The 22561-nt window shown below is 41.6% G+C and carries 24 protein-coding genes; 10 read left to right on the top strand and 14 right to left on the bottom strand.

Translation table 11 applies throughout. The annotated features are described in order from the left end of the window. The first annotated feature begins 378 nt into the window (after window positions 1-378). The gene (locus CSV77_RS08920) at window positions 379-1833 is read left to right on the top strand and encodes a protein adenylyltransferase SelO (RefSeq protein WP_099673111.1); all 1455 of its coding nucleotides are present in this window, start codon (window positions 379-381) and stop codon (window positions 1831-1833) included. A 117-nt stretch (window positions 1834-1950) separates the two neighbouring features. On the opposite strand, the gene CSV77_RS08915 is transcribed toward CSV77_RS08920, so the two are convergent. From CSV77_RS08915 to CSV77_RS08900, 4 genes are all read right to left on the bottom strand, one after another. Next, window positions 1951-2622 (bottom strand): ABC-2 transporter permease, encoded by a 672-nt coding sequence (locus tag CSV77_RS08915; protein ID WP_099673110.1) that lies wholly within the window; start codon window positions 2620-2622, stop codon window positions 1951-1953. Then, window positions 2619-3479 (bottom strand): ABC transporter ATP-binding protein, encoded by an 861-nt coding sequence (locus tag CSV77_RS08910; protein WP_099673109.1) that lies wholly within the window; start codon window positions 3477-3479, stop codon window positions 2619-2621. Before CSV77_RS08910 ends, CSV77_RS08915 begins: the two co-directional genes overlap by 4 nt. A gap of 5 nt (window positions 3480-3484) precedes the next feature. Continuing rightward, window positions 3485-3856, bottom strand: coding sequence for a GntR family transcriptional regulator (locus tag CSV77_RS08905; protein ID WP_099673108.1), 372 nt, complete (start codon window positions 3854-3856; stop codon window positions 3485-3487). A gap of 124 nt (window positions 3857-3980) precedes the next feature. Continuing rightward, window positions 3981-5309 (bottom strand): TrkH family potassium uptake protein, encoded by a 1329-nt coding sequence (locus CSV77_RS08900; RefSeq protein ID WP_099673107.1) that lies wholly within the window; start codon window positions 5307-5309, stop codon window positions 3981-3983. 175 nt (window positions 5310-5484) lie between these two features. Between CSV77_RS08900 and CSV77_RS08895 the strand changes: the two genes are divergently transcribed. Beyond that, window positions 5485-5712 carry a group-specific protein gene (locus CSV77_RS08895; RefSeq protein WP_099673106.1) on the top strand — a complete coding sequence of 76 codons (228 nt, stop codon included), beginning with the start codon at window positions 5485-5487 and terminating at the stop codon, window positions 5710-5712. Window positions 5713-5741: 29 nt separating this feature from the next. Here CSV77_RS08895 and CSV77_RS16900 read toward each other — a convergent pair whose 3' ends face one another. Next, window positions 5742-5897 (bottom strand): hypothetical protein, encoded by a 156-nt coding sequence (locus tag CSV77_RS16900; RefSeq protein ID WP_158232048.1) that lies wholly within the window; start codon window positions 5895-5897, stop codon window positions 5742-5744. 75 nt (window positions 5898-5972) lie between these two features. Then, the gene (locus tag CSV77_RS08890; protein ID WP_099673105.1) at window positions 5973-6890 is read right to left on the bottom strand and encodes a patatin-like phospholipase family protein; all 918 of its coding nucleotides are present in this window, start codon (window positions 6888-6890) and stop codon (window positions 5973-5975) included. 170 nt (window positions 6891-7060) lie between these two features. Between CSV77_RS08890 and CSV77_RS08885 the strand changes: the two genes are divergently transcribed. The 3 genes from CSV77_RS08885 (at window position 7061) to CSV77_RS08875 (ending at window position 9567) form a co-directional block, all read left to right on the top strand. Further along, window positions 7061-7408: a DUF378 domain-containing protein gene (locus CSV77_RS08885; RefSeq protein WP_099635849.1), complete on the top strand. Its 348-nt coding sequence runs from the start codon at window positions 7061-7063 to the stop codon at window positions 7406-7408. 325 nt (window positions 7409-7733) lie between these two features. Continuing rightward, complete coding sequence (locus CSV77_RS08880; RefSeq protein ID WP_233212204.1) at window positions 7734-8258, top strand: RNA polymerase sigma factor; 525 nt, start codon at window positions 7734-7736, stop codon at window positions 8256-8258. After that, the gene (locus tag CSV77_RS08875; protein WP_099673104.1) at window positions 8251-9567 is read left to right on the top strand and encodes a DUF4179 domain-containing protein; all 1317 of its coding nucleotides are present in this window, start codon (window positions 8251-8253) and stop codon (window positions 9565-9567) included. The genes CSV77_RS08880 and CSV77_RS08875 overlap by 8 nt, the downstream gene beginning before the upstream one ends. A gap of 23 nt (window positions 9568-9590) precedes the next feature. On the opposite strand, the gene CSV77_RS08870 is transcribed toward CSV77_RS08875, so the two are convergent. Together CSV77_RS08870 and CSV77_RS08865 are read right to left on the bottom strand one after the other, a co-directional pair. Next, entirely contained in the window at window positions 9591-10364 is a 774-nt protein-coding gene (locus CSV77_RS08870; RefSeq protein ID WP_099673103.1) for a purine nucleoside phosphorylase YfiH/LACC1 family protein, read from the bottom strand. Further along, window positions 10361-11494 carry an amidohydrolase gene (locus CSV77_RS08865; protein WP_099673102.1) on the bottom strand — a complete coding sequence of 378 codons (1134 nt, stop codon included), beginning with the start codon at window positions 11492-11494 and terminating at the stop codon, window positions 10361-10363. The genes CSV77_RS08870 and CSV77_RS08865 overlap by 4 nt, the downstream gene beginning before the upstream one ends. 258 nt (window positions 11495-11752) lie before the next feature. Here CSV77_RS08865 and CSV77_RS08860 point away from each other — a divergent pair, with 258 nt between their 5' ends. After that, window positions 11753-13309, top strand: coding sequence for an ABC-F family ATP-binding cassette domain-containing protein (locus CSV77_RS08860; RefSeq protein WP_099673101.1), 1557 nt, complete (start codon window positions 11753-11755; stop codon window positions 13307-13309). A gap of 120 nt (window positions 13310-13429) precedes the next feature. Here the strand turns inward: CSV77_RS08860 and CSV77_RS08855 are convergent, their stop codons facing one another. Then, window positions 13430-14296 carry a LysR family transcriptional regulator gene (locus CSV77_RS08855; RefSeq protein ID WP_099673124.1) on the bottom strand — a complete coding sequence of 289 codons (867 nt, stop codon included), beginning with the start codon at window positions 14294-14296 and terminating at the stop codon, window positions 13430-13432. Between the two features lie 115 nt (window positions 14297-14411). Here CSV77_RS08855 and CSV77_RS08850 point away from each other — a divergent pair, with 115 nt between their 5' ends. The 3 genes from CSV77_RS08850 to CSV77_RS08840 all read left to right on the top strand — a co-directional run bounded on the left by CSV77_RS08850 (window position 14412) and on the right by CSV77_RS08840 (window position 16767). After that, window positions 14412-15107, top strand: coding sequence for a CoA transferase subunit A (locus CSV77_RS08850; RefSeq protein WP_099673100.1), 696 nt, complete (start codon window positions 14412-14414; stop codon window positions 15105-15107). A 15-nt stretch (window positions 15108-15122) separates the two neighbouring features. Then, window positions 15123-15773, top strand: a complete 651-nt coding sequence (locus tag CSV77_RS08845; RefSeq protein ID WP_099673099.1) for a 3-oxoacid CoA-transferase subunit B — start codon at window positions 15123-15125, stop codon at window positions 15771-15773. A gap of 61 nt (window positions 15774-15834) precedes the next feature. Further along, entirely contained in the window at window positions 15835-16767 is a 933-nt protein-coding gene (locus CSV77_RS08840; protein ID WP_099673098.1) for a 3-hydroxyacyl-CoA dehydrogenase family protein, read from the top strand. Between the two features lie 42 nt (window positions 16768-16809). Here the strand turns inward: CSV77_RS08840 and CSV77_RS08835 are convergent, their stop codons facing one another. The 4 genes from CSV77_RS08835 to CSV77_RS08820 all read right to left on the bottom strand — a co-directional run bounded on the left by CSV77_RS08835 (window position 16810) and on the right by CSV77_RS08820 (window position 20623). Continuing rightward, entirely contained in the window at window positions 16810-17817 is a 1008-nt protein-coding gene (locus CSV77_RS08835) for a FecCD family ABC transporter permease (protein WP_099673097.1), read from the bottom strand. Continuing rightward, entirely contained in the window at window positions 17814-18821 is a 1008-nt protein-coding gene (locus tag CSV77_RS08830) for a FecCD family ABC transporter permease (RefSeq protein WP_099673096.1), read from the bottom strand. The genes CSV77_RS08835 and CSV77_RS08830 overlap by 4 nt, the downstream gene beginning before the upstream one ends. A gap of 71 nt (window positions 18822-18892) precedes the next feature. Continuing rightward, the gene (locus CSV77_RS08825) at window positions 18893-19825 is read right to left on the bottom strand and encodes an iron-hydroxamate ABC transporter substrate-binding protein (RefSeq protein ID WP_099673095.1); all 933 of its coding nucleotides are present in this window, start codon (window positions 19823-19825) and stop codon (window positions 18893-18895) included. Between the two features lie 3 nt (window positions 19826-19828). Further along, entirely contained in the window at window positions 19829-20623 is a 795-nt protein-coding gene (locus CSV77_RS08820) for an ABC transporter ATP-binding protein (RefSeq protein ID WP_099673094.1), read from the bottom strand. 122 nt (window positions 20624-20745) lie between these two features. On the opposite strand from CSV77_RS08820, the gene CSV77_RS08815 reads away from it, so the two are divergent. Next, window positions 20746-21792 (top strand): NAD(P)/FAD-dependent oxidoreductase, encoded by a 1047-nt coding sequence (locus CSV77_RS08815; protein WP_099673093.1) that lies wholly within the window; start codon window positions 20746-20748, stop codon window positions 21790-21792. A gap of 49 nt (window positions 21793-21841) precedes the next feature. Here CSV77_RS08815 and CSV77_RS08810 read toward each other — a convergent pair whose 3' ends face one another. Beyond that, entirely contained in the window at window positions 21842-22462 is a 621-nt protein-coding gene (locus tag CSV77_RS08810; protein WP_099673123.1) for an MOSC domain-containing protein, read from the bottom strand. Window positions 22463-22561 lie beyond the last annotated feature (99 nt).

The following is a 22561-nucleotide window of genomic DNA, read 5'->3' as shown; positions in this document are numbered from 1 at the left end:
TTGTTCTTGTTCTCTTGTGGTAAACAATCGTTCAGTCATATTTATCCGCTCCCACATCTTTTTTCTTAATTATAAACAAAAGTACCCCATAGGATAGACTTTTTTCAAAGTGTCTATCGTATAGGGTACATTTTAGTCTAGGATAGCTTTTTTATGATCATACTGGCTCGTAGTTTGCTCTGCCACACCTCCAAATAGGATGGATGATCAATAGTACGGACTGTTTGAAGGGATGTCAGTGATTCAATTGCTTTGGCTGACCTCTAACCGAAATGATACAATACATGCATCTGATATAGAAAGTAAATTAAGTAAAATAGTGCACGAAAAATAAAAGTGATTCATACTAGAGCAGCATATGGAAAGGAAGAAGAACAGATGAAACGTAACCCGAACATCGGCTGGAATGTTGAATGCAGTTACCGTGAATTACCGAAAACATTTTACACAGTAGTGGAACCAAATACCGTCAGCTCACCGCAACTGGTTTTGACTAATGATGAACTGGCGGTATCGCTGGGTCTCGATGAAAAACAATTGCATTCTGAAGAAGTGATTGCCATTTTTGCTGGAAATGAAAAACTGAAAGGAATAGATCCAATTGCTCAGGCCTATGCGGGTCATCAATTTGGTAATTTCACTATGCTAGGTGACGGGCGTGCCATGCTGTTGGGTGAGCAGTTGACGCCAGAAGGACAACGGATGGATATTCAATTGAAGGGATCAGGAAGGACACCTTATTCGCGCGGTGGGGACGGACGTGCGGCCCTCGGACCCATGTTACGTGAGTATTTGATTAGCGAAGCGATGCATGGTCTGAATATCCCCACAACACGCAGTTTAGCCGTCACGGTAACGGGGGAGCCTGTTTTACGTGAAACGGCTTTGACAGGTGCCGTGTTGACAAGAGTTGCTTCAAGTCATTTACGTGTCGGTACATTCCAATATGCGGCAGCCAGACAAGAAGTCAAAGATTTACGTGCTCTTGCAGATTACACAATTCAACGCCATTATCCTGAAGTGGAATCAGAGCCACAACCATATGTAGCATTACTTGAAAACGTCATAAAGCGTCAGGCATCTTTGATCGCGAACTGGCAGCTTACCGGCTTTATTCATGGTGTGATGAATACGGACAATATGACAATTAGCGGCGAGACGATTGACTATGGACCGTGTGCGTTTATGGACAGCTATGACCCGCAAACCGTCTTTAGCTCGATCGACGTGCAAGGACGCTACTCTTATCGCAATCAACCGGGTATAGCAGAGTGGAATCTGACTCGTTTTGCTGAAACACTTTTGCCATTGCTTCACGAAGAACAAGCGGAAGCAGTGAAGCTGGCGGAGAATGAGCTTTCCAATTTCGCCATGATTTACGGCTCGGCATGGTTAACGGGTATGAGGTCCAAATTAGGTTTGTTCAATAAAGAGGAAGCCGATGAACCATTGGTAAAAGATTTGTTGACTATCATGAAAGAACATCAAGCTGACTATACAAATACATTCCGTTCGTTGACGCTTGGACAGCAAGAAGAATGGTTCGACGAGCCCGATTTTCTTGAGTGGAAAAAGCGTTGGGTTGATAGACTGCAACGTCAGTCAGAAGACGCGCAAGAAGTAGAGTTATTGATGAAGCAACATAATCCATCGGTCATTCCGAGAAACCATAGGGTGGAAGAGGCGTTACAGGCAGCTGAAACTGGAGATATGCATCCGTTTATGAAGCTACTTGAAGTTCTAGAAAACCCTTATGCATATACGGTCGAACAAGAAGAATACGTGAATCCGCCTGAAGACGGAACTACTTTTCAAACGTATTGCGGAACTTAAAAAGAGATGCCCTATTGAAAGTGACTCCACTTCAATGGGGCATCTCTTTTGCATGGAAGTGAGGTCAAAATCTATTAAATGACGATTTTTAATTGCAAAGGCTATTTGATAAATAAATTACCCATGATCAAAATCTATTTTACGCACGATTCGTATCGATAACAGAATAGATAACCATGTCAGTAGGGCGCTGACTAGTAGAACTGAGAGTGCGATTGTCCATTGATTGGTAGTTATAAGATCTGCGGTATGCAGAAAGAATTGTTGTTCTGCAACCATTCTGGGATTTTCCATGATATTTAATATGATTCTAAACGACATCATGCTCAGTAGCGGCAAGGCAATCGTTAAAGAAGTCGCCAGTACATAGCCCGCCTTAAATTGTAGCGGATAAAAGAGCGAAATGATGACGTAAAAACATCCAAGCGCGATGAGTACTTCAGGGATTGTCATCATCCGGGTAGGAAAAGGAGCAAACGTATCGAACAAGTAGATATAAAATAACACAGCGGCTGCTGACAAACCGAACCAGATGAAACCAGATGCATACTTCGCTAGTACGAATTGTTTTCTTGTAACCGGAAGGCTGTTTATTAAGACTGATTCTTTCTCAAATGCCTTATTACTTGTTGAAATAGCTATGAAATAAGCGACGAAGATTAGAAGTAAAACATGACGGACAGGCTGACCGTCTGTGAAAAAGTTTGTGAAAATAATGAACCATAATGCTGTAAGTAAGAAAGCACTCGCCTTTTGTGTGTATAAGTCTTTTCGGATCAAGGCCTTCATTCGAATCCTCTCCTTCCGGTGTAGTACATAATATCTTCGAGTGTCGGTTTTTCAACAAGCAATGACGATAGGTGCTCTAAAGGAATTTCCACGGTATCTGCCAGACATTCAAAACCAACGTCTGTAGTCCGTAGTCCAATCACAGGGTATCCATTAAGCAGAGTACGCTGATCGGTTGTACCTTTGACTAATACATAACGTTCGGTGAATTCGTCTTTCTCACCTTGAAAGATAATCTCTCCCTGATGAATGAAAACAATGAAATCCGCTATTTTCTCTAAGTCAGTCGTAATGTGCGTTGAAAAGAAGATAGCCTTTTCTTCGTCTTGTATGAGGTCTTGCATCATTTCGAGCAGTTCACGTCGGACAATTGGGTCCAGACCGGCTGTTGGTTCATCCATAATGATAAAGTCGGGATGATGAGAAAGGGCCATTGCAAGTGAAAACTTCATTCGCATCCCTTTTGATAAATGTTTGACTCGTTGTGCTGTATTCAGCTGAAACTTTCTAAGATAGTAATAGAATAGTTCATCGTCCCACTTTGAATAAAAGGGTGCAAGAATGCGCTTGTTTTTCTCGATAGTCAGGTCTTCGTAATAGAAATCAGCATCGTAAATGAAACCTATGCGCTCCTTGATATCTACAGTGTGATTTTTATGTGACGTGCCAAACACACGTACTTCTCCTTGATCAGCACGAATTAAATCCATTAGACAGCGGATCGTTGTGGTTTTCCCAGCACCATTTGCCCCGATGAATCCTGTAATGTATCCTTTTTTAATATCAAAGTTCAGGTTGTTCAGTGCAAATCCCTTAAACTGTTTCGTCAGATTTCGTACTTCCGCTATATTTTCCATTCTTTTCACTCCTCGTATAGCAATGTCAGCATATGGATTAACTCTTCCAATCCCACGTCAAATGCTCGCCCGTCTTGAATAACATTCAGCAGCTGGTCTTCAATTTTCTTTAACTGCTCTTCTTTCAATAGCTCGTGATTCTGCGCGGCAACAAATGATCCTTTTCCTGGGAATGTCTCAATAAGTCCATCCCGTTCCAGTTCTTCATAAGCTTTTTTCGTTGTGATGACACTGATCTGCAAGTCTTTTGCCAATTTGCGTATGGAAGGTAGCGCTTCTTTCTCTTTCAGTGCCCCCATTAAGATCTGCTCTTTCAACTGATTTTTTATTTGCAGATAGATGGGTTGATTCACCGAATTGGAGATGACAATATTCAATACATCACCCTTTTCCTTTCGTATACTGTATATGCACAGTATATACAGTAATAATATTCATGTCAATAAGAAAACTCTTCAGAGTAAATTCTGAAGAGTTAAGGATGGTGATCAGTATGTTAATTCAACCTGTCTGCACTTGATCATACGAATAACGATATGATTCCTTTTTTGCTCGAATAAGTAAGAAAAACAATGTCAACGGGCCAATTCTTCCTAAGAACATGACAACGCAGAGTATGACCTTGCCTGCGGAACTTAAATCATCTGTAATGCCCATGGACAATCCTACCGTGCCAAAAGCAGAAATGGTTTCAAACAAGACAGGCAGGAAAGGTATACTTTCTGTGATTGATAGTAAAAATAATGCGGTGAAAACTACACAAGAGCTCACTGCAGCGATTGCCATGGAACGTACAATTAACTCTGCTTTAATTGTGCGTTTGAAAATGTGTGGTTCATTTATGCCTCTGAAATAAGAAAGTGTCGCTAATATAATAATCATAAATGTCGTCAATTTAATTCCCGATGCTGTGGAAGCACTTCCTCCGCCGATAAACATAAGAAGAAGTGTAAGAAGCAATGAGGATTCTTCCATATCACCAATAGTCATCATATTGAAACCGGCTGTTCTTGGTGTGACGGCTTGGAAGTAGGAAGTCCACAATTTATCCGTAAAACTCATATCAGCAATGGTTTTTTCATTGTGAAATTCTAGTATAAGCAAAAATAACGTAGCAATTGCATTTAAGGTCAATGTGCCGTAAACCATCATTTTAGTATGTAAAGCCCATTGTCGTATAGAACACTTATGCCAAATGTCGATCACTACTATAAAACCGATACCGCCAATCACAAATAGACTAGATAAGATCAGGATGACAGCGGAATTTCCAGCGTACGATTCCAGATTATCTGGGAAGACGGAAAAACCGGCGTTATTAAATGCGGACACTACGTGAAACAAGCCATAATACAAGCCGTGCTTCCATCCGAAATCAGGCACCCAGAAAAATGATAATGCAATAAATGCAATACCTTCCGCCATGAAAACGAATACTAGTATTTCACGCAGGAATTTTATCGTGCCCCCAATTGACTGATAGTTAAATGATTCCTGAATAAATATGCGGTTTTTCATTCCAACCTTTCTTCCGAGAATCATCAGCAGGGCCACGGCAAATGCCATAAATCCCACTCCACCAATTTGAATCAGAAAAAGTAGAATTATTTCACCAAATAAAGTCAGTGTAGAGTTAATATCGAATACACTCAGGCCTGTAACAGTCGTAGCCGAAGTGGCGGTGAAAAAAGCATCTGTCCAGCTAATAGGTGTATATGTAGCGAAAGGTAATTTCAGAAGCAAGGTACCTATCACAATAGTAACTGCGAAAGACAAAGCAATAAGTGCCGGTGGAGAAATAGTACTGCTACGCTTTAAAATAGTTGTCATATGTTGCTCATCTCCCGTATATCGAATGCAAAACAGCTAGTCATATGTATCGATTAAAGAGTAGTTATATGAATAAAACACAAAAAGACCTGTAGCTCTTTCAATATAGCAACAAGTCTTCGTTTTATGTTCACCGAATATTATGATATGGTAGTGGACAAGGGAGTGAATGTAAATGAGCAAATGTACAATTGATCATACACAGCAGGATGTTGTGCAAAAGTTAAATGAACAACAATCATCCATGCCGCAAGAGCTAATGGAAAGCGGTAAGGTATTTTTGAATAGGCAATTGAGTCAGGAAACATTGAATGAGGTATTTCATCTATTGAAAAAGTATGACTTGGCAACAGAAATGGAACGTGCAGAACGTGATAGTAAGATGCAGCAGTTATTTCTGTGAGCGTGAAATGGACTCTTTATGATAAGTTATTACTGTACATCACTTTGTAAAAGGGAGATCGCAGATACAAGTAACTGAATATCTTCTAAGATAAAAGTTTTGATATCGGCGGGTGCAGTATCGTACTCGTCACTGAGTAGTTCAAGCTCTCGGATGAAAATAGAACTTTCTTTATAGTTGGTCATGATTGCAACCCTCCTTATAAGACAATTTACCCGCCAGGATAGTGTTTTAAACGGAATTGAAATCAAATATTTCAATCACATGACATTTTGATTGCTGACTAACTTGGGTTTCGCCGGCGACCAAGTGAGCAAGAATTCCTTAGTACGACTACTTCCGATTGATAGCAAGTCTTCCATTTGCTCTTCGTTTAGATCAAACTGTGTTGCACTATAATTTTCCACAGGAATGAAAATTATGTTTTGTACATGTTGCTTTGAGATATATTTTTCATCATGCGCGTTTCTCATTGTGGAGAATAGCGCTTCGAATAATTGCAAGGCATTTCGAATGGTACGTCCGGGTACTTCATCTTGATTGCGACTTAGTTTGAGCCCGATTACAGGTCGTTTACATGGCGATGTATCTTCATCAAAAATCCACATCGGGAAATTACTTAATACACCGCCGTCTACTACTATAGTTCCTTTTGGTGCATCGAGACGTATGGGTTCAAAAAAGTAGGGAATACCACAACTCATACGCAGTGCTTTCGCAATTGAAAATCGGTCAGAATCATATCCGTATTTCTCCAAGTCATCAGGTAATACTATCATCTTGCCGTTTGTTAAGTCAGATGCCACTAATTTTAATGATCCTTTCGGAAGATCGCCAAATGCATAACAACCTTTACGTGCGAGTTTATCAAAAAACCACTCTTCCAGCGCCTTTCCTTGATACAATCCCATTCTCCAATAAAGCGATATCCATTTCATAAAGGGAAATGGCAATAGTGTCTTTCTCGGATCTAGCAGTGCTTGGAAATCTTCTTCAGCCAACATGACTCCGATTTCATCCGCTGTATAGCCGGCTGCCAAAAAACTTGCAACAATAGCTCCTGCACTTGTACCAGCTACGTTTTCAAAACGATAACCTTGTTTCTCCAACTCCAGAACCGCTCCAACTAGCGCAAAACCTTTCAATCCTCCGCCTGAAAATACGCCATTGATCCGCACTGTATCCCTGCTTTCATTTTTATTGGTCTACTACTGTAAGGTCTCCGCAACAGAAATAGAACAATATTCATGTGGAAATGTATGAAAATTCCCTTTCGGTGAACTATAATAAAGAATCCATACAAACATGTACAGGATTCGATTATAGATTGTTGGAGGAGGTGTGCAACATGAGCATATTTATGCGAATTGCACTGACATTAGTCATTATTGGTGCACTAAACTGGGGATTGATCGGATTTTTCAATTTTGATTTGGTTGCCAGTGTATTTGGAGGACAAAACACGATTCTTGCCAAGATAGTCTATGCCATTGTGGGACTGAGCGGATTGGCAGCGATTGGACTTTTAGTTAAATCGAATGATGAGATTATTGAGGATGTGGATGAAAGGGTAGAGCCCCATAAGCATTTTGATCGAATTCGGAATGTGAATTACAACACCGAGTTTGGGGAAGACTTGGATATGATGGGGAAGAATAAAAAAGTGGATCGGTCACGTAAAGAACCAAAAGAATGATCAAAAGGGTGTTCTCGTATAAAAGCGAGAACGCCCTTTCTCGTGAGTTTATGATATTTTTGCGTCTCAATGTAACAATGCGACGGTAGGAGACGTAGCTTACGTACAGAAGGGGGTGAATTTTATTATTGTTGTAGGGCTAAAGCGTATGATGATAGCTTAGTTGTCTATACAGAATATACTGATGGAACAGAATAAGTGAAGTAAGGTGCCTTGCGGAAGTAGGCATCTTTTTTGTGCGTAAAAATAAATAAAAATGGATGTAAACTTTTTAGCCAGTGTAGAGTCTAATGTATAATAGGGCAGAGAATGGGGTGACCGTCCAATGGAGATAAAGGAAAAAGAGTTGCATGTGAAAGCAATAGCTGGGGATGATGAAGCATTTCTGGCCGTGATGCAATTGCATAAGCAATCGCTTCTGCGGACAGCCTTGGCTTTTTTGCGAAACGAGGACGATGCGATTGAAGCACTTCAAGAAATAACGTATCGTGCCTATAAAAAAGTTCGGACAGTAAATAAACCTAGCTATCTCAAAACCTGGCTCATTCGTATCATGATAAATTATTGCCAAGATCAGTTGAAACTACGTAAGCGATACACAGTAGACGATAGTGGTTTGGAAACAGTATCTGCAGAAGACATTTCGTATATTGAATTGAGAGATGCACTGGCAACTTTATCTGATGAGGAGCAACGTTTAGTTTATTTGAAATACTTTCAGGAATCAAAAATTAAAGATATAGCACAAACTGAAAATATACCAGAAAGCACTGTGAAATCAAGGCTTTACAAAACGATGCGTACGTTGAGGTCATACTTTGAAGATAAAGGGGGCAGTGATCATGTATGAGACGGAAGAAGCACGATTAAAGCAGTTGAAAGAACATTTAGATCAACAGTCGCTGCCTTTGTCTGAAGCTGACCAGGCGATTCGTCGAGGCATGGAAAGGGCATGTCGGGAAAAAAGGCAAGCGAGAAGGAGATGTAAGAGAATCTTTGGAAGTGTAGCGGTTGTGGCATTGTTGCTACTGACATTCATTACGTCCATTCGCGTATCCCCCGTATTCGCCCAGGCGGTAGCTTCCATTCCGGGTCTAGAGAAGTTCGTGGAATTGATTGCGATGGATAAAGGACTCGATGCGGTAATTCAGAACGACTATTATCAAGAAATCGGAGTGACTCAAACGATTGACGATAAAACATTGACAGTAGATGGTGTCATTTTGGATGAGACGGGAATTAATATTTTCTACACGATTAAATCGGAGCGTTCGTTGAAAGGCTTACAAGTTAACTATATCAATTTGAAGGCGGAAGGTATCCCAGAGGGTAGCTTTTCTTATGGGAATGTAATGGATGAAGAAGAGATCCATACGTATAAAGACCGTATAGACTACCAGTTTGGAGAATTGTATACTTCACAAAATCAGTCGTTTGATTTGAGCGTAGCTATCAAGTTAAAAGATCAAGAGACTGTGTTTTCTGTACCATTTACTGTACCTGAACAAGTAAAGGCAAGTGAAGTCTATACAATAGACAAAAAAGTCGATATACAAGGGCAGCAGTTCACGATTGAAAAGGTTACGGTATCCCCATTACGGGTGGGTGTAAAAATTACTATTGACCCTACTAACACGATGAAGATATTGCAATTCGAGGATATGCGGTTAGAAGATGAAAAAGGCGAGTTGTGGGGATCTATTCGAAACGGTACGACCGCGTTCGGCGGGGAAGACGGTAAATATACGTTCTTCCTGCAGAGTAATTACTTCTCGCAACCTAAAAAACTTTATTTGCGAATCAACAAAGTGCAGGCGTTAAACGTAGAAGAGGTCTTTGCGGAAGTGAATACGGAAACGGGGGAATGGCTTAATCAACCAAATGACCAAAAAATCCAGTTACTGCAATCCAATAAACATCATGCCGAATTCATAATGAAAAATATGGATGAGGAGGAATTTCCATTTTTCTTTCTTGGATCCGCTATTGATGCAAAAGGGGAAGAAGTGGAAACCCCAACGACAGGAAAGTATGGAGATGAAGAAGCGACACATTGGGACTTGAACTTCGGTCGGACTGATTATGCGAATCCATTAAGGCTTGAATTATTCGCTTATCCGAATTACCTTGAAGGCAACATTAAAATAAAGATAAAATAAAAATGCAGTGAAGGATCTTTTCCTCACTGCATTTTTTGCGTTGTTCGTTTGATAAAGCTGACATGACGTCCTGCTTGCCGGTCTTGCCGATAAGAAAAGCCCTCTGGACTTAGAAATGTACAGGTACGGTCGATTGTAATATTTGCTTCGGGTATTCCTGCCAGCTCACATTGCTTCTTCACTGTCAGTTGATTATCAATATGGTACTTTTTTGTCATCGCGTTATAGAGGATGAATTCGTCAGCGTAGCCAAGGTTATGAAGTTTCGTATAAACATCTTCATCCACTTCAAACTTTACTTGACTGAGTGCGGCACCGATTTGTACATGTACACGATTTAGATCACAGTGTTCGTATTGCTGTAGGTGGTGGAATAGCTTCCTTGTGATTTCTTTCACAGTGCCTTGCCAACCGGAATGAATTGCCCCAATTAATGTACTATCGTCACTGTGAAATAATACAGGAACGCAATCAGCTGTTAAACTGCACAGCACGATGCCTGATTCAAATGTATACAGTGCATCCGTGTCGGCAATTGCCGTTTCTTGTCGCAATGCTCCTTTACCACGGTCTTGTGCAGTCACTTTATGAAAGTTCGCGCTATGTGTTTGATTGGCAAATACGAAATCTTCTAACTCACATTGTAAAAAGTCCGCCAATTGTCGGCGATTGTTCGTCACGTCAACTTCTGACACACATGCATGCAAAGCAGTATTATTGCACTCTGGTTCATTGCAATCTTTCATGGTCATACCCTTTAGAATATGGTTGTGGTCTTGATAGATCATGGTTTTCATAATTCTTGATCCGCATTCAGTAATAGTTGTGTCAAAATTTGTGTACCGTAAATTAAGGCATCTGTATTAAAGGACATTTGTGGGTGATGTAACCCGGGCTTCAAATCACAACCTAATCCGATCATTGTCGCAGGAATAGAAGGTGTTTTCCACGTGTAGAAGTGAAAATCTTCCGCGCCTTGAGAAATACATGGTACATCCACGTTTTCTTCCCCTAATACAGAGCCGATCGCCTGTTGTGCAAGTCGTATTGCTGTGGCATTTTCCGTAGCGGCGGGTGAATAACCTTCTTCATTGTATACAATTTCCGTCTCTGTCAAAGCGGCAGTGTGTTGGATCATGTGGGTGGCTTTTGCTAGCAGAGCATCCATTGTTTCATTCGTTTCCGCACGAACATCCAATGTGAATCGTGCACTAGCTGGAATAGAGTTGCTCGTTTCACCGCCATGTAATTCGGTGATTTTAATGGAGAATTTTTTATTGCCCGTCAAACGAATTTGACGCAGTGACTGGATTAAGAAACTTGCTGCTTCGATTGGGTTATTACCTACTTCGGGTCTCGCTGCGTGCGCAGGTGTACCCGTGATTGTACCCGTAATAGTCGCGGACGAGCCGTGTAAAATCGCGGGTGCAGATTTACCGAATGGAACTTCTGTATGCGGGCGTACGTGCAGACCCCCTAGGAATAGAACATCTTCTAGCACGCCTTCTTTCATCATTTGTAATGCACCTTCCGCCAACTCTTCCGCAGGTTGGAAAATGAATCGAATGGTATGATGCAAATCCATTTCGCAGTTCTTCAAAGCAAGTGCCGTATATAGCGCCATCGTACTATGCGCATCATGTCCGCAGGAATGGTTTGCCATTACTTCACCATTGACTTCCTGTACCAATGCATCCATATCCGCGCGTAACGCAATGACACCCTGGTTATGCCCTGCGATTTCTGCAATGAATCCGTGATGGCCGGCATAGCCAGTTATACTCAATCCGGCAGCTGAAAGCTTCTCTTGTAAATACCGTGAAGTCTGCTGTTCTTGCCAGCTAGGCTCGGCAATAGCATGCAGTTCTTGATAGGTCTCTAGTATTTCCTTTTTATGACGTTCTATATAGTTTAGTGGGTCAGTCATTAAGGATTGCCTCCATTTCATGAAGTAGATGATCTTAAAAGTAAAACATATTGACTAGTAAACAGCAAAGATCGGGACGAATCATCATAAACTACTTTACCTTACAAAACTGTTACTCAACAATAGTAATGTAACTGCTGGAATCATTAATAGAAGTATCGATTGTTTTTTTCTTTTCTGAAGTAATTATAAGTGGAGGATGTTAAAATGACTTATATCAGTTTAATTGAAACAATTGAAAAGGAATAGGTGTACAACATGAGTTTATTGACAGTAAAAAATATTAGCCACGGTTTCGGTGACCGTGTAATTTTCGAAGACGTATCATTCCGTCTATTGGCGGGTGAACATATAGGATTGGTAGGTGCAAATGGGGAAGGAAAATCCACGTTTATGAATATCATTACACATAAGCTGGAGCCCGATGCAGGGACTGTCACTTGGTCAAAGCGTGTACGGATCGGATATTTAGATCAGCATGCAGCTTTGAAGCAGGGGATGTCTATCCGTGATGTGTTGCGCACTGCGTTTCAATATTTATATGATAGGGAAACTGAAATGAATAATCTCTTTGCGAAGATGGGTGAAGTAGGGCCGGATGAACTGGAAGGTTTACTAGAAGAAACTGGACAAATCCAAGAATCCCTAGAGCAAAGTGATTTTTACATGATTGACGCAAAAGTAGAAGAAGTCGCAAACGGTCTAGGGCTTGATGAATTCGGACTGGATACTGACGTGAATGACTTAAGTGGTGGCCAGCGTACAAAAGTATTACTGGCTAAATTATTGCTTGAAAAGCCCGATATTTTATTGCTTGATGAGCCAACGAACTATTTGGATGTCGAGCATATTGAATGGTTGCGTACGTATTTGCAAGAGTATCCAGGAGCATTCATTTTGATCTCGCATGATATCCCATTCTTGAACAGTGTCATTAACCTGATTTATCATATGGAAAACCAACAGGTCAATCGTTACCCTGGCGATTATAACGAGTTTTTGCGTGTGCATGAAATGAGACAGCAACAGGTCGAAGCAGCTTATAAAAAGCAACAGAAAGAGATTTCTCATTTGAAGGACTTTGTTGCGCGTAATAAAGCGAATGCAGCAACGAGTCGAATGGCAATGTCCCGACAGAAGAAACTAGATAAGATGGACATTATTGAGTTAGATTCTGAAAAACCGAAACCACATTTCGATTTCAAGACGGCAAGGACGCCTGGGAAGTATTTGTTTGAAACGACAGATCTAGTCATCGGATACGATGAACCCCTATCGAAGCCTTTGAATCTTTCAATGGAACGTGGGCAGAAGATTGCTCTTGCGGGAGCAAACGGAATCGGAAAAACGACATTGTTAAAAAGTATTCTCGGGGAAATAACCGCTCTTTCAGGTAAAGTAGAGCAAGGTGAGCATCTATCAATCGGTTACTTCGAACAGGAAACGAAAACAGATACAGATCATACGTGCCTGGAAGAGATTTGGAGTGAGTTTCCACACTTAGCGCAATATGAAGTACGGGCGGCTCTAGCGCGTGTCGGATTAACGACGAAACATATTGAAAGTAAAGTAAAGGTATTAAGTGGAGGAGAGCGTGCAAAAGTCCGTCTTTGTAAACTGGTAAATAGTGAAACAAATTTATTAGTATTAGATGAACCGACAAATCACTTGGATTATGATGCAAAAGAAGAACTAAAGCGTGCTTTGAAAGAGTATAAGGGAAGTATCTTACTTATTTCACATGAACCGGACTTTTATGAAGATGTAGTATCCACTATTTGGAACGGGGAAACGTGGACTACGAAGATGTTCTGAAAAATGATCCTGTTCCACGTGAAACAAAAAATCCAACCGGCAACGGTTGGATTTTTTGTTTAAAAATTTATAATGCCTGCTCTGATTGACTATATTTTAAACAGCTTTATTACATCTGTCTCAAAACATCTGCATAAACTTTTTCAATGCAAATGAATGATAGCTGTTCTTCCTCGTAACAATACCGAGCTTCCAAAGTAAAGGCGGCCCTTCTATAGGAATCATCTTAATATTTTCGTTAGTAAACTTCGTCGATATGGATTGGGGAAGAAGCGTGATACCCAGTTTCGCAGCGACTAGTTCAATGATCAAATCCCACTGAGAGCTTTCATACGATATAGTCGGATTAAACCCGACCTCTTTACAGGCGTTTATGATATAGCGATGTAAGGCAAAACTTTTAGAAAATAGGATGAGTTGTTCTTCTTTTAGTTCAGTTAATGCAACGGCATCTTGTTTTGCAAATGGATGTCCATGATGGACGAACAGAAAGAATTTATCTGAGATGAAAGGCTGAACATGGAAAACGTCTTGATCTGTCGGCAACACAATAATGCCAACATCGATCTGGCCTTTCTCTACAAGCTCTTCGACGACTTTGGCGCCCAACTCATGCAACTCGATTTTAATATGGGGATAATTCGTCGATAGGTTTTTGGCGATCTGTGGAAAGAACAGTGTCCCAATCAAAGGTGGCATGCCGATTTTAATTTCTCCCGACACGCCCTCGGCCAGATCTTCAAGTAAGACGGGAAGTTCACCGAGTAATTGAAGGATTTGTTTTCCTTGCTCATACACAATGTCTCCTGCATCTGTCAATCGAAGGCTACGTGTAGAACGGTTGAAAAGTCTAACATTCAAATCATGCTCAAGTCTTTTCACGGATTTACTTAAAGAGGGCTGCGAAATAAAAGAATGTTCAGCGGCCTTTGTAAAACTTAAATGATTGGCTACTTGTATAAAGGCCTGAAAGTCTTTAAGCTCGATGATCATCCAACCTTTCATTTATTCCGATTTAGAATACATTTGATTCATAATATTCATTTTACATATAAGTCAGAAATCTGTACACTATTACTAAAGAGTTGGAGGAGGTTACAGTATGAGTAAAGTGATGGATTCATTTATGGAAGCGGTTTCAGACATTCAAGATGGTGCTACGTTAATTGTAGGAGGCTTCGGGTTATGTGGTATTCCGGAAAAATCCATACAGGCGTTACAAGATAGTGGCGTGAAGGATTTAACGGTCGCTAGCAATAATTGTGGAATAGATGATGCAGGTCTTGGCAAGTTGCTTGTTAATAAACAGATTAAAAAGATGATCGCTTCTTATGTGGGGGAAAACAAAACGTTTGAAAAGCAGTTCCTTAATGGAGAGTTAGAAGTAGAACTGAGTCCGCAGGGAACGCTCGCAGAGAGAATCAGAGCGGGCGGTGCAGGGATTCCTGGATTCTACACAGCGACAGGGGTAGGTACACCAATCGCAGAAGGTAAAGAGACAAAAGAGTTTAACGGCAAGACGTATCTACTCGAAGAAGGGATCGTTGGGGACTTTGCACTTGTGAAAGCTTGGAAGGCGGATACACTTGGAAACCTAGTCTATCGCAAGACAGCCATGAACTTTAATCCATTAGCTGCAACAGCAGGTAAAATTACGATTGCGGAAGTTGAAGAAATCGTTGAAGCCGGCGAGCTCAGTCCGGAGGAAATTGATACACCAGGTATTTATGTACAGCGAGTACTACTCGGAACAGATTATGAAAAGCGCATTGAACGCTTAACAGTGAAAAAAGCGTAAAAAGGAGAGATGACCATGACGGAAACACGAAATACAATCGTAAAACGTGCGGTAGAAGAAATTCAGGACGGTATGAACGTCAACCTCGGTATCGGTATGCCCACCCTTGTTGCTAACGAAATTCCAGATGGTATGACAGTTTTATTGCAATCGGAAAATGGCCTGCTTGGCATAGGGCCTTATCCAGTAGAAGGGCAAGAGGATGCAGATTTGATCAATGCTGGAAAAGAAACGATTACGACAGTTCCAGGTTCATCCTTCTTTGACAGTGCGGAATCGTTTGCGATGATTCGCGGTGGACACATTGACTTGGCGATTCTTGGCGGTATGGAAGTTTCGGAAAGTGGAGACTTGGCCAACTGGATGATACCAGGAAAAGTGGTGAAAGGAATGGGCGGCGCGATGGACTTGGTTGTCGGTGCAAAACGTGTCGTAATCATCATGGATCATGTCAATAAACACGGCGAATCGAAAGTGAAAAAAACGTGTTCATTACCGTTGACGGGCCTGGGTGTCGTTGATCGACTCATCACGGATTTGGCTGTGTTTGATTTCGCAGAGGACGGTATGAAGCTTGTGGAAACTGCTGCAGGTATCTCTGTGGACGAAGTAAAAGAAAAAACCGAAGCAATTTTTACGATATCTCCAAACTTTACGGCTAGATAATTCGATTGACGATACCCACTAACGAAGGTGTCGTCTTTTTAATTGGAATGGGGGCAGGTTCATGGAAAGAATAGCTATCATAGGGTGCGGTACAATGGGCCACTCCATTGCACTGAGTGCTGCGTGGGCGGGATACGATGTGACGATGCATGGCATAAACGTCGAAGAACTCGAGCGCGCACTGGTAAGCATTGCGAGTAAGTTACAAGTATTAACGGACAATGACTTGTTGGAGATTGAAGAAGTGGAGTCAGTAAAAGATAGGATTACTACAGTAACAACAATTGATGATGCTGTAAAGGATGCGACGTTCATTATCGAAGCAGTGCCTGAACGTCTGAAGTTGAAGCAACAAATCTTCAAACAACTGGATAAGCTTTGTGATCCTTCCGTGATTCTGGCAAGTAACACTTCGGCAATCAGTCCGACTGACATCGCTGCGCAAACTACACATCCTGAACGCACGGTCATCACACATTTTTGGCATCCGGCGCATTTGATTCCATTAGTTGAAGTAGTTCGCGGATCAAAAACAAATGACGAAACGGTTAAACGTTCGATGGCATTAATGAATGGGATGAATAAAAAGCCGATCGAAGTGAAAAAGGAAGTACCGGGTTTTGTAGGGAATCGTCTACAATTCGCCTTGTTGCGCGAAGCACAGCATATTTTACAAGAAGGAATAGCGACAAAGGAAGACATAGACGCTGCAGTTCTTTACAGTATCGGTAGAAGATTACCTGTCACGGGTCCTTTTTTATCGGCAGATATGGGTGGCCTAGATGTATATACGGACATATCGAATTATTTATATAAAGATTTATCGAATGCAAACCAATCTGCAGCTAGTATGCAGGAATTAGTGGAAGCGGGAGAGCTCGGTAGTAAAACACGCAAGGGATATTATGAATGGGATCCTTCATTTACTGAGGAGATACATTTTGAGCGGGAAAAAGAACTGATTCGCTATGTAAAGCAAGATAGAGGAGGATAAATAAAAATGCCAGAACACCCAAAGCGGGTAGTTCTGGCATTTTTATTTCTTCATGAGTAAATAGCAAAAGTACGGTGCACCTATCAATGAAACAATAATACCTGCTGGAATACCACTCGGTTCCAAAATATTTCGCCCAATTGTATCCGCTAGCAATAGAAGGAAACTGCCTAGTAAGATCGCAATAGGTAAATTCATTTGATGGCGTGGGCCGATTAGAGACTTGGCGATATGAGGCGCCATCAGACCGATGAACGCGATACCACCTGTGACCGACACAGCGGATGCAGCTAGGGCCACGGCGGCCAGTAATAAGACTAGACGTTCTCGTTCAATCGACACGCCGATACCCGTCGCCACAGCTTCATTCAAACCGAGCATGTCGAGCTGGTGTGCTTTAAATAATGCGAAAGGGATTAATATGAGTAACCACGGCGCCAGTGCCCAAATGTAAGGCCAATCCGTTCCCCAAATATTCCCTGCTATCCATCTTGAAATGAAATCGACTTTCTCTTGCTTGGCGGATGAAGTCAGTACGACCATCACACCTGAAAGAGCCATTGAAAATCCAATACCCACCAGTACAAGGCGCATTGGCTGTAGTCCATCTTTTCTACTGTAAGCAAATAGATAAATTAAAACCGAGGTGATGAGGGCTCCCGCAAACCCAACTAACGGCAACAAGTAAGTGAACGCGCCCGACTCGATCGGTACAAACAAGAAAAATAGTGAAATAGCGACTCCAGCACCAGAATTAATTCCGATGATACCGGGATCCGCAAGGTCATTACGTGTGATTCCTTGTAAAATGGCACCTGGTAAGGCAAGCGCAGCACCAGCTAACAACGTAATGATGATTCGGGGAAGGCGAATAGAAAACAGTACAAACTCTTCTTTAAAAGTGCCTTGTCCAAGGAAAGTAGGGACTAGCCGGCTCCATTCAATAGAAGCAGATCCGAAACCGAGTGCAAGAATAGTCAGGAAGAGAATCAGTATAAGTAAACATGACCCAAGAATTCTTTGTTTTCTTCGTATATGTGGAAGTATCATGAGAATGCCTGACCTCCTTTGCGCACAATCAAAAGAAAGAACGGTAAGCCAATGATTGCAATCAATGCAGCAACAGGCGTTTCAAACGGTGCTTGTAGCATTCGTCCAACCGTATCTGCTAGCAACATGAAAGTTGCACCTAAAATGGCGGAAGTCGGGATGATGAATCGGTAATCTGTACCGACGATCGACCGAACAATATGTGGGATCATTAACCCGACAAATGCTAAGTTACCCGCTAATGCCACAGCAGCTCCCGCCAATAAGATAATCACAATAAACAACAGAAATTTTATTTTCAATGTGTTTTGTCCAAGTCCAATCGCTACTTCTTCATTCAGGCTCAATAATGTCAACTGGCGTGAAAGCACGAGCGCGACTAGAATGCCTATAACGATAACCGGGGCAATGGTCTGCAACTGTCCCCATGAAGTGCCAATCAATCCGCCGGCCGTCCACATTGCTACATCCTTTGAAATCTTAAAATACAAACCAACACCCTGTGCAATGGCGAATAAAAATGTAGAGACGGCTGCGCCTGCCAATACAAGTCGAATGGGTGCAAAGCCGCCTCGCATCGCGGAGGCAATACCGAAGACGATCAGCGCGCCGACAGCAGAGCCGATGAAGCAAGCTGTCATGATGCCGAAATAGTTGATAGTTGGAATGCATGCAAGCGCAATGGCTAATGCGGCATTCGCCCCGGCAGTCAGTCCAAGCAACCCCGGATCAGCCAATGGGTTTCGCGTCATGCCCTGCATGATAGCACCGGAAACGGCTAAAGCCGCACCCACAAACACGGCACCTATTTCACGTGGAAAGCGTATTTCGCGCAGGATGAGAATATGATCTTTTTGATTTGACTTGAATGATAGTAAGATATCTTGCCATGAAGTGTGAGCGGCACCGAGCTTCATGGCAAATAGGAAACTGATTAGTAATAGCATCGTGCTAGCAAATAATTTAAGACTAAATGGTATAGCTTTTCTAACGGGTTTGTCCATTTTATTCATCCGCTCCTTTCTTGTCATAAAAAAAGGGGTTCTTCAATGAAGAAGAGCCCCATCTTGTTTGATTACGTAGTTCCTAAAAAACTTTTGATGAAGAAATCAAGCTGATTATCAAGTGTATAGGCATCATTGAAAGAGAATTCTGCTGTATTTACCTGATAAACTTGATCATTTTTGACGGCAGGAATATTTTTGTATGTTTCTGTTTCTAGGAATGAATTATCTCCCGTATCACTTTTACTCAAGATCATATAGTCCCCGGCAAATTCAGGCAAAACTTCTGCGGATAGCGCATAATATCCGTCTTTCTTAGTCATTTCCTTTACCTTTTCAGGCATCGCCAATTTCATTTCCTGATATAAGATTTCTGTTCCTCTTCCCCAGTTATCGCCGAAGACGTAAAGTTGTTTGTCAAACTCTTCGATGACGGAAACTGTCGTATCTTTTCCGATTTTGGCTTTAATGTCTTCTCCCGCTTGCTGCGCACGTGCCTTAAATGCATCTACCCACTCAGTTGCTTCTTTTTCTTTATTCAATAACTTCCCAATTTCGATTTGCTGTGTTAAATAGTCTACTTTTCCATACGTATAGGTAACAGTAGGAGCAATTTCTTTTAGTTTATCAATATTTTTAATAGTGCTAAGTCCAATAATTAAATCGGGCTCCAGTTCAATGATTTTTTCAATATTTTCATCTGAAACTTCTTCTACATCTTTCAAAAATGAATCAAAGCTTGGATTATCTTTTGACCAAGATTCAGCTCCTACCAAATTCACGCCAAATTCATGTACAGTACCGGCAAAACTAGATAACACCACAACACGCTGCGGATCTGCGGGAACCTCCACTGGACCTTCTTCAGATTGATAAGTAATCGTGTCGCTTGTTCCTTGTTGTTTTTCAGATGTATCTTCTTTCGCAGGTTCTTCCTGTTTATTGCCGCAAGCTGCTAACGCAAGTACGATAAGCAAAAGGGCAGGTAATAAAATTTTCTTCACCAGTTATTCGTCTCCTTTTAGTAGATCATATGTGATACATAACGGTTTTCCCGTTCTTGGATCTGTTCCAATTTCGGCGTCAATTCGAAATACTTCTCGCAGTATATCTGGCCGTATTACTTCCTCGCACATACCCGCGCGTACAATTTCCCCATCTTTCATCGCAATGATGAAATCGGCAAAACGTGCTGCTTGGTTCAAATCATGAAGTACCATGACGATGGTGCGTTGTTGCTCTTCGTTGAGCCTCTGCAATAGCTCTAGCACCTCTAATTGATGTGCCATATCCAAATAGGTAGTCGGCTCATCCAGGAAGATAATATCTGTTTCCTGGGCAAGTGCCATCGCAATCCAAACACGCTGGCGTTGACCACCGGATAATGCATCGACTTGGCGATATTTGAAAGCAGTCGTATTGGTGACTTCAAGCGCCCAGTTGATAACATCCATATCATGCGCTGTCAAACGTCCCATTGCATTCTGGTAAGGAAATCTACCGTAGGATACCAATTCGCCAACTGTTAAACCACTGGCAGCTTCCTGTGTCTGTGGAAGAATAGCCATCGTTTGCGCGAGCTGCTTTGTCTTTTGTTTAATAATATTTCTGCCATCTACTATCACTTCTCCTGATTGATGCGGAATTAAGCGCGTGACAGCTTTTAGAAATGTGGATTTGCCACACCCGTTTGCTCCGATAATAGCAGTCACTTTCTTGTCAGGTATTTGAACCGATAACCCATTAACGATCAAGTGATCATCATATGAAACTTGTAGATTTTCTGTATACAAGCGAACCATTTTGTGAAATCAAACCTTTCCTACTAAGTAATCATTGATAATGATTATCAATATCGGTACAATAAAAACTATAAATTGAAATGCAAGCGATGTCAATAATTATTTGTAAGGGAGTAGATGGAATGAAAAGAGATGAGCTACTGGACGTAACGATTATCGGCGGTGGACCTGCGGGGTTATATGCTGCTTTTTATAGTGGATTGCGTGAAATGAAGACGAAAATCATTGAATACCAGCAGCAGCTTGGTGGAAAGATCCATGTCTATCCAGAAAAAATGATTTGGGATATTGGCGGCATGACACCGGCACCAGGAGCACAGGTAATTGAACGGCTTGTAGCCCAGGGGTTAACTTTTGATCCGGAAGTCGTGCTTAACGAGAAAATTGTGAAGATCGAAAAGATAGCAGACAAGCATTTTGCATTACATGGCTCGTCAGGTACCATTCATTACAGCAAAACCGTAATACTAGCAACAGGTACAGGTATTTTGAATCCGCAGAAGATTAAAGTGGAAGGCGCAGAACGCTTTGAAGTGTCGAATTTGAACTATACGGTAAAATCTTTGGGACGTTTCAAAGGAAAGACCGTCTTGATTTCAGGCGGTGGCAACGCGGCAATTGACTGGGCCAATGAACTGCAACCCATTGCTAAAAAAGTGTACCTAACTTATCGTAAAGAGAATTTAAACGGCCATGAAGCGCAAGTGCGACAACTCTTAGAGAGTGGTGTGGTCTGTCACTTTAATACAAATATATCTCGATTCATTGCATCTGAAGATCATAGCTCAATTGAGAGAGTGGAGCTACGACACAATAAAGAAGAAACAGTTACCACGATAGCTGTGGATGAAGTAATTATTAATCACGGTTACGAGCGTGATACGTCGTTAATTGGTGATCAGCAATTGGGTGTTGAACTAACGGAACATAAACAGATTGCCGGAACGTGCACAAGTGCTACGTCTATAGAAGGGATGTATGCGGCAGGGGATGTACTGAGCCACAAAGGCAAGCTGCATTTAATAGCAGGGGCATTTCAAGATGCAGCGAATGCTGTGAACTGCGCCAAAATCTATATCGACCCCGAAGCAAATGAAAATGGTATGGTATCTTCTCATAATGAACTCTTCAAGGAACGAAATCGTGAATTAGTGAAACAGCTCGTATAAAAAAGAACTGACCAACGATTTTTTATTATCGTAGCGTCAGTTCTTTTATTTAGATATTCTCGAGCTTCTCCAACCGTTTCATCAGCATGTTTTGCCACTCTTCAGCCAGTGCATCGACTTCCAGAATTCGTTTCAATCCTTCCATGTCTTTAGGACGCTGAAAATACACTTCATTTGCATAAAGAATGGAAACTTGGTTTGGATCTTGTTGAAGCGAAGTAATTGTTGAATCTGAACGAACAATTCCTTCTTCCACCACACGGCATAAATAGCCTGTGAATCCAGTGTTGACCATTCCTCTCATCAAATCGGGTAAGCCAGTTCGCTTACTAATTGTGCTGCAAGGGACTCGACCTTGTGTTACTTGAATAACTGCGTCTCCCACTGTAAACACATCTCCAATACATATATCTTTCTCAAGCATTCCATCCACTGTCAGATTTTCTCCGAAAGTAGAAGAGGGCAACGTGCAGGAAAATTTCTTTTCCCAGAAAGTATAGTGCTCACTCGGATAGACACAGACCGCTCGATCAGGACCGCCATGATGTTTCATATCCGCAATCCCGTCTCCTTGAAAACCATCCACAGAAAGAAATGCTTCTTCGACAGACTGTTTACAAATAGCACTGGAAAATTCTCCACCAGTAGTAGATTGTACGATTCGCGGCATCCCAATAGATAGCGTCCGCAATGAAGGTTCACTGTTCAATAAAAATCCCTACTTTCCGCTTGTTCATACATGTGGTATACAATAAACGCGATTTATAGA

This window comes from Sporosarcina sp. P16b (genome assembly GCF_002743065.1).
Lineage (GTDB): Bacteria > Bacillota > Bacilli > Bacillales_A > Planococcaceae > Sporosarcina.
The sequence above is the reverse complement of the archived record's forward strand: the minus strand, read 5'-3'. Positions and strand labels throughout refer to the sequence as shown.